Source organism: Synechococcus sp. H70.1, from assembly GCF_047502705.1.
Classification (GTDB): Bacteria; Cyanobacteriota; Cyanobacteriia; order Thermostichales; family Thermostichaceae; genus Thermostichus.
Genome location: NZ_JANSIV010000161.1, coordinates 1 through 5,374, shown reverse-complemented (window position 1 = coordinate 5,374; position 5,374 = coordinate 1). Strand labels below are relative to the sequence as shown.

Here is a 5,374-nt window from a genome sequence, read left to right as displayed (position 1 = left end):
TACCACCACCAGGGCTTGAGGGGGGTGCCATCGGGGAAGATCAGGCCAGCAATGCGAGCCCCGCTGTGCTTGAGGCCCTCGATCTTAGCGCCTTCCAGGTTAGCTAGCTCCAAATTGGCACCGCTAAGGTTGGCGCGGCGCAAGTTTGCCCCCTGCAACTGGGCCCGCTGCAGCTCGGCGCCGCTGAGATCCGCCCCTTCCAGGTCGGCATTGTGCAGCTTGGCTCCCCGCAGATCCGCCCGCTGCAGGTTGGCTCCTCGCAAGTCCGCCTCCTCCAAGTTAGATCCGCGCAGGTCCACACGCTTGAGGTCGGCCCCCCGCAGCCGGATCTGGCGCAGCACCAGCCCCCTCAAGTCGGCTTTGCTGAGATCCTGGCCGCCGAGATCCTGTCCCTCTCCTCCCCAGTTTTGCAACTGCCAAATGTGGCGCAGCCGCGCCTCCATTCGGGTCTCTTCGGAAAGCTGGGATCCCCGTAGGCTGGTGCCGCTAACTTTTACCCCCCTCAGATCGGCTCCGCGCAGATCTGCCCCTTCAAGGACAGCGCCGCTTAGCTTGGCTCCCTGCAAATTGGCCTGGCGCAGATCCGCCTGGCCCAGGTGGGCGCCGTTGAAGTTGCAAAAGCGCAGGTTGGCCTTTCTCAAGTTAGCTTCGTAGAAGTTGGCACCTCCCAGCCGTGCCTCCTGCAGATCCACTCCTTCCAAGTCGGCGTAGGCAAAGTCCCGCTCCCCCCGCCGATAGGCCACGATGACTCCCTGAGCACCTCCCACCGGGCGAAAGGGGCTGTAGGCCCGACAGGCCTCCTCTGCCTCCGGCTGCTCCAGCTGGGAAAGAAGCCGCCACGCTGCCAGGCGCACCGCCCAGGAGCTGTTGCTGGCCAGGGCTGCTATTAGCTCCGCTAGACCTGCCGGCCCGTACTGGAGTAATTGGGGCAAGGTAGCTAGACGCACCGCCTCGTTGCCCTGGGTAAGCCGCCGCCGCGCCCCCTCAAGACCCCCCAAAACCAAGGCGTGAACTGGGGCACTGCTGGCTACGGCTCGTCCTCCCAACACCAGATCCCAAGGGCGAGGGCTAGATCCCACCGCTGGCTGAGGGTTGCCGCTCATGGGCGGAGAGGGGCTCAGTTACACCCAGCGCCCCACCACCACGCGGATAGTGCCATCCTCCAGGCGCTCCTCCGCCTCGATGGCATAGCCCTGTTGCTGCACAGAGCGCAGCAGGCTTTTGTAGGCGTAGCGCTGCAAGATTGGCCCCAGGAAGGTTTGGGGATCGATGCGCGCCCCCCAGAGATCAGCCACCAGCTCATAGTGATCCCCGTTGCGGCGAAAGCCAATGTCAAAGCCGTTCTTCTGCCGGATCACCAAGTCGGCGCGGGTGCGGTTCCAGAGGTAGCCCCGCAGGCTGGCGTTCCGCTCCACGCTGTAGCCCAATTCCTTGAGGGTCTCTTCCAGCAGCTCGGCATCTTTAATTTGCACTTGCAGGGTGGTGAAGTGGGACATGGCGCTTCCCATCCCAACACGGCGAGGGGGATCCCCACTATAGAAGCGCTTTTGCAGCTCTGGGACAAATGTTAAGGAGCTTGACGTTTGGCTTGTCTTTAAACCTCTCGGCGCGATGGGGGCAGCAGCCCGGGATCTGCCCTCTCGGGGTTGCCCTTGGAAGTTGGGATCCCATCGTTTCCCAGCTCGGACAGGAGTAAGGGGCGGGCCCGGGATCCCTGCCAGGGATCCAGCACATCCCGAATCAGCACCTCCTGGATCCACACCTGTAGGATGGCTGCCAAGGGCACGGCCAAGAACAGGCCCAGTACCCCAAAGAAAAAGGCTGAGGTAATTTGGGCTACCAAAGTTAGAGCGGGCAAAAGCGACACTTGTCGCGACATGACCAGAGGGGTGAAGACGCTGCTTTCAAGCTGCTGGATGAAAATGTACAGCCCCAGCACTGCCAGTGACTTCCAGGGGGCATCGGTAAGGGCCACTAGCATAGGGGCAACCACGCTTAGGGTGGGGCCGATGTTGGGAATGAAATTAAACAGACCCGCCAGCACGGCATTGGCCAGGATTAGGGGCACGCCCAAAATCCACAGGCCAATACCGCTCAGCACCATCACCAAAGTACTGGTAAACAAGACCCCCACCAGCCAGCCCCGCAGCACCAGCTCGCAGCGCTTGAGGATGTAGCGAACGCGAGGGCGGTAGAAGGCGGGGAAAACCGAGACAAAGGCCCGGCTGTAGGCCTGGGGATCCGCCACCAACAGGATGGTGAGGATGATGACAAACAGCAAGTTGAGCAGGGTGGCAAAGAAGGCAGTGAAGGACTGGGAGAAAAAGTCGCGTACCTGGCGCACCAACTCGGTGGCCTGGGGCACAAGACTATTGGCCAACTCCCGCAGCGTCGGCAGCTCAATATCGGTCGGCAAGGAGAGGATCAGGTTCTCGAAGAGCCGCTGGGCCTGCACGATCCCAGCGGGCACCACGTCAGTAAACAGCCGGCGCAACTGCTCTGCTAGGGGTGGCACCACAATGAGCCCCACCAAGACTGCGCCCACCACCACCGTCAAGCCAGTGAGGAGAAGGGAGGGGCCGCGGCGAAAGCCATAGCGCTGGGGGATCTGGGCTAGGGTATCCAAGGCTACTGCCAGGACAATAGCGGCAAACACCAGCAGCAGGATCTGTCGAATCTGCCAGAGCAGCACCAGCAGGCCTAGCAGCGCCCCCAGCCCCAACCAATGGGCAAAAGTCACCGCAGCCCACCTCCTCCCTTGCTTCGTCGTCGCCTATTCTAGATGGGATCCCAGGCGTTCCCAGCAGTCTTCGGGCGCTGCCTATGCCGAATCCAGATTCGGATAACCCCGCTGACCTGGAGGAGGCGATGGAGTCGCCGCTTGCCGAGGAAGTCCCCCTCCTCTCAGTGGGAGGAGTGTCCCGTTATCTAAAATTGCTGCTGAGCGGGGATCCTTACTTAAGCAGGCTGTGGGTGGTTGGAGAAGTCTCCAGTTGCCAGCGCAACCGCAACGGCCACCTGTTCCTGACCTTGGTGGATCCAGAAAGCGGCGATGTCCTCAAGGGAGTGATCTGGCAAAGCCAGACTGCTCGGCTCAGCGTCTGGCCAGAAGTGGGGCAACAGGTGCTTGCGCTGGGTCAAATTGGCATCTACAGCGGCGGCAGCTACTACCGCCTTGTTATTTGGCAGTTGCTGCCAGCAGGCAAAGGGCTACTGGCGTGGCGTTTGCAGCAGCTCAAGGCCCGCCTGGCTGCCGAGGGCTTGTTCGACAAGCAGCGGCCTTTACCTACCCACCCCCAGTGTATTGCCGTTGTCAGCTCTCCCGACGCCGCCGGCTGGGGCGATATCCGCCGCACCCTCAACCAGCGCTACCCGGGGCTGCGGGTGCTGTTTTCGCCGGCTCAGGTGCAGGGGGAGGCGGCCCCCGAGTCAATTGTACGGGCCATTCGCCGGGTGGAACGGGATGGGCGGGCGGAAGTGCTGCTAATTGCTCGGGGGGGCGGATCTGGCGAAGACTTGGCCTGCTTTAACGACGAACGGGTGGTGCGGGCCATTGCCGAATGCCGCATTCCGGTGGTGACTGGGATCGGCCACCAGCGGGATGAGACCCTAGCTGACTACGCGGCTGACTATGCGGCCCACACCCCCACAGCGGCCGCCGAACGGATCGTGCCCGATCTGCGGGAATTGCAGCAGCAGGGATCCCAACTACGGCAGCGGCTAGTTACCTGCACCCTGCAGGTTTTGGAGAAGGCTCAGCAGCGCCTGCACCACGCCCACTGCCGTCTGCTTCAAACTCATCCCGAGCAGCTGCTGCAACGGGCTCAGAAGCACCTAGCCCAACAGCAACAGCGCCTTGTCCAGGCCGTGCGCCATCGCCTTCAGCAGCAGCAACAGCGCCACCAAGCTCTCCAGCAACACCTCCAAGCCCTCGATCCCGCTGCCGTCCTCAAACGGGGCTATGCCCTGGTGCGCGACGAACGGGGAGCTCTGGTCCGCAACCCCTGCCTACCGCCCCAAACCCGCCTGCGGATAGAGCTGGCTGGGGGAAGCTTCTGGGTTCGAGTGGAGGAGAGCCATGAGGAGCCGCAAGCGTGAGGAGCCCTGGCGCTACGAAGCAGCCATTGCCGAAGTGGAAAGTTTGATTGCCCAGATTGAATCGGGGGAGCTGGATCTAGAGGAGGTGGTGGAGCGCTTCCAGCAGGCCGCCCAAACCCTGAAGCGCTGCGCCGAGTTTTTGGAGCAAAAGCGGCAGCAGGTGGAGATCATCATTGAGGAGCTGGGGTCTGAGGAAGAGGAGTTGCGCGAGTAGCCTGAGTGCCCCCGCTTCTCGACAGCGGCAAGGCTTGACGAAGGGAGCTGCACCCCTGAAGATAGTCAAGTTGTCAAGACCTCAGGGGGCACCCTCCATGGCCGCCAAGATCTTGGATGGCAAAGCCCTGGCTGCTCACCTGCAAGCGGAGATGGCCGCCCAAGTGCAAGCTTGGCTGCCGCGGGTGGGGCGCCCACCAGGGTTGGCGGTGCTGCGGGTTGGGGAGGATCCCGCCAGTGCGGCTTACGTGCGTGGCAAAGAGCGGGCCTGTGAGCGGGTGGGCATTGCCTCCTTTGGTCGCCATTTTTCCGCCCAGGACTCCCCCACCCATCTTCTTGAAGTCATCAGCCAGCTCAACCAGGACGAGCGGGTGGACGGGATCCTGGTACAGCTACCCTTGCCCCCTGGCTGGGATCCCATCCCGCTCCTTTTGGCCATCGACCCCGCCAAAGATGTGGACGGGCTACACCCCCTCAACCTGGGCCGGCTAGTGCGGGGCGAGCCGGGCCTACGCAGTTGTACCCCCCTGGGCGTGATGCGCCTGCTGGAGGCAGAAGGGATCCCGCTTGCTGGGCAAAAAGCCGCAGTGGTTGGCCGCAGCCTCCTGGTGGGCAAGCCCCTGAGCTTGATGTTGTTGGCTGCCGATGCCACGGTTACCGTGGCCCACTCCCGTACACCGGACTTGGCTGAAGTAACCCGCAGTGCCGACATTGTGGTCATGGCCGTGGGGTGTCCCCGCCTGCTCAAGGCAGAGATGGTGAAGCCGGGAGCTGTGGTTGTTGATGTAGGCATCAACCGTATCCAAGGCCCTGACGGCTCCGAGCAGTTGGTGGGAGATGTGGACTACGAAGCCGTCAAAGAGCGGGCTGCTGCTATCACCCCCGTGCCAGGGGGCGTAGGGCCGATGACAGTGACAATGCTGCTGGCCAACACCCTGGAAAGCTACAAACTACGCAGCTGCCTCTAGGCCAAAACGCGCTAGGCAAGCGCCTCTGCCCCCCTTGCGCATCCAGCTCTGCGCTCTCACCGGCTAGGCCAAACAACCACTGCTGCCGGCCCCAG

Annotated in this window: 6 protein-coding genes; 3 read left to right on the top strand and 3 right to left on the bottom strand. The window is 62.7% G+C overall.

Translation table 11 applies throughout. The features are described 5' to 3' along the window. The 3 genes from NW827_RS10630 to NW827_RS10620 form a co-directional block, all read right to left on the bottom strand. A partial coding sequence (locus NW827_RS10630; RefSeq protein WP_414403450.1) for a pentapeptide repeat-containing protein occupies window positions 1-1,103 on the bottom strand: 1,103 nt, incomplete at its 3' end. Window positions 1,104-1,121: 18 nt separating this feature from the next. Continuing rightward, window positions 1,122-1,496 carry a DUF1257 domain-containing protein gene (locus NW827_RS10625; protein WP_414362602.1) on the bottom strand — a complete coding sequence of 125 codons (375 nt, stop codon included), beginning with the start codon at window positions 1,494-1,496 and terminating at the stop codon, window positions 1,122-1,124. A gap of 98 nt (window positions 1,497-1,594) precedes the next feature. After that, complete coding sequence (locus tag NW827_RS10620; protein ID WP_414362603.1) at window positions 1,595-2,740, bottom strand: AI-2E family transporter; 1,146 nt, start codon at window positions 2,738-2,740, stop codon at window positions 1,595-1,597. 83 nt (window positions 2,741-2,823) lie between these two features. Here NW827_RS10620 and xseA point away from each other — a divergent pair, with 83 nt between their 5' ends. The 3 genes from xseA (at window position 2,824) to folD (ending at window position 5,279) form a co-directional block, all read left to right on the top strand. Next, window positions 2,824-4,098 (top strand): exodeoxyribonuclease VII large subunit, encoded by a 1,275-nt coding sequence (xseA, locus tag NW827_RS10615; protein ID WP_414403451.1) that lies wholly within the window; start codon window positions 2,824-2,826, stop codon window positions 4,096-4,098. Continuing rightward, the gene (xseB, locus tag NW827_RS10610; protein ID WP_414362605.1) at window positions 4,079-4,312 is read left to right on the top strand and encodes an exodeoxyribonuclease VII small subunit; all 234 of its coding nucleotides are present in this window, start codon (window positions 4,079-4,081) and stop codon (window positions 4,310-4,312) included. The genes xseA and xseB overlap by 20 nt, the downstream gene beginning before the upstream one ends. A 97-nt stretch (window positions 4,313-4,409) precedes the next feature. Then, complete coding sequence (gene folD / locus NW827_RS10605) at window positions 4,410-5,279, top strand: bifunctional methylenetetrahydrofolate dehydrogenase/methenyltetrahydrofolate cyclohydrolase FolD (RefSeq protein ID WP_414403452.1); 870 nt, start codon at window positions 4,410-4,412, stop codon at window positions 5,277-5,279. Window positions 5,280-5,374 lie beyond the last annotated feature (95 nt).

Coding starts and splice junctions, on each gene's coding strand:
- NW827_RS10625 (WP_414362602.1), bottom strand. CDS start 1,496: ATGTCCCACTTCACCACCCTGCAAGTGCAAATTAAAGATGCCGAGCTG.
- xseA (WP_414403451.1), top strand. CDS start 2,824: ATGCCGAATCCAGATTCGGATAACCCCGCTGACCTGGAGGAGGCGATG.
- xseB (WP_414362605.1), top strand. CDS start 4,079: ATGAGGAGCCGCAAGCGTGAGGAGCCCTGGCGCTACGAAGCAGCCATT.
- folD (WP_414403452.1), top strand. CDS start 4,410: ATGGCCGCCAAGATCTTGGATGGCAAAGCCCTGGCTGCTCACCTGCAA.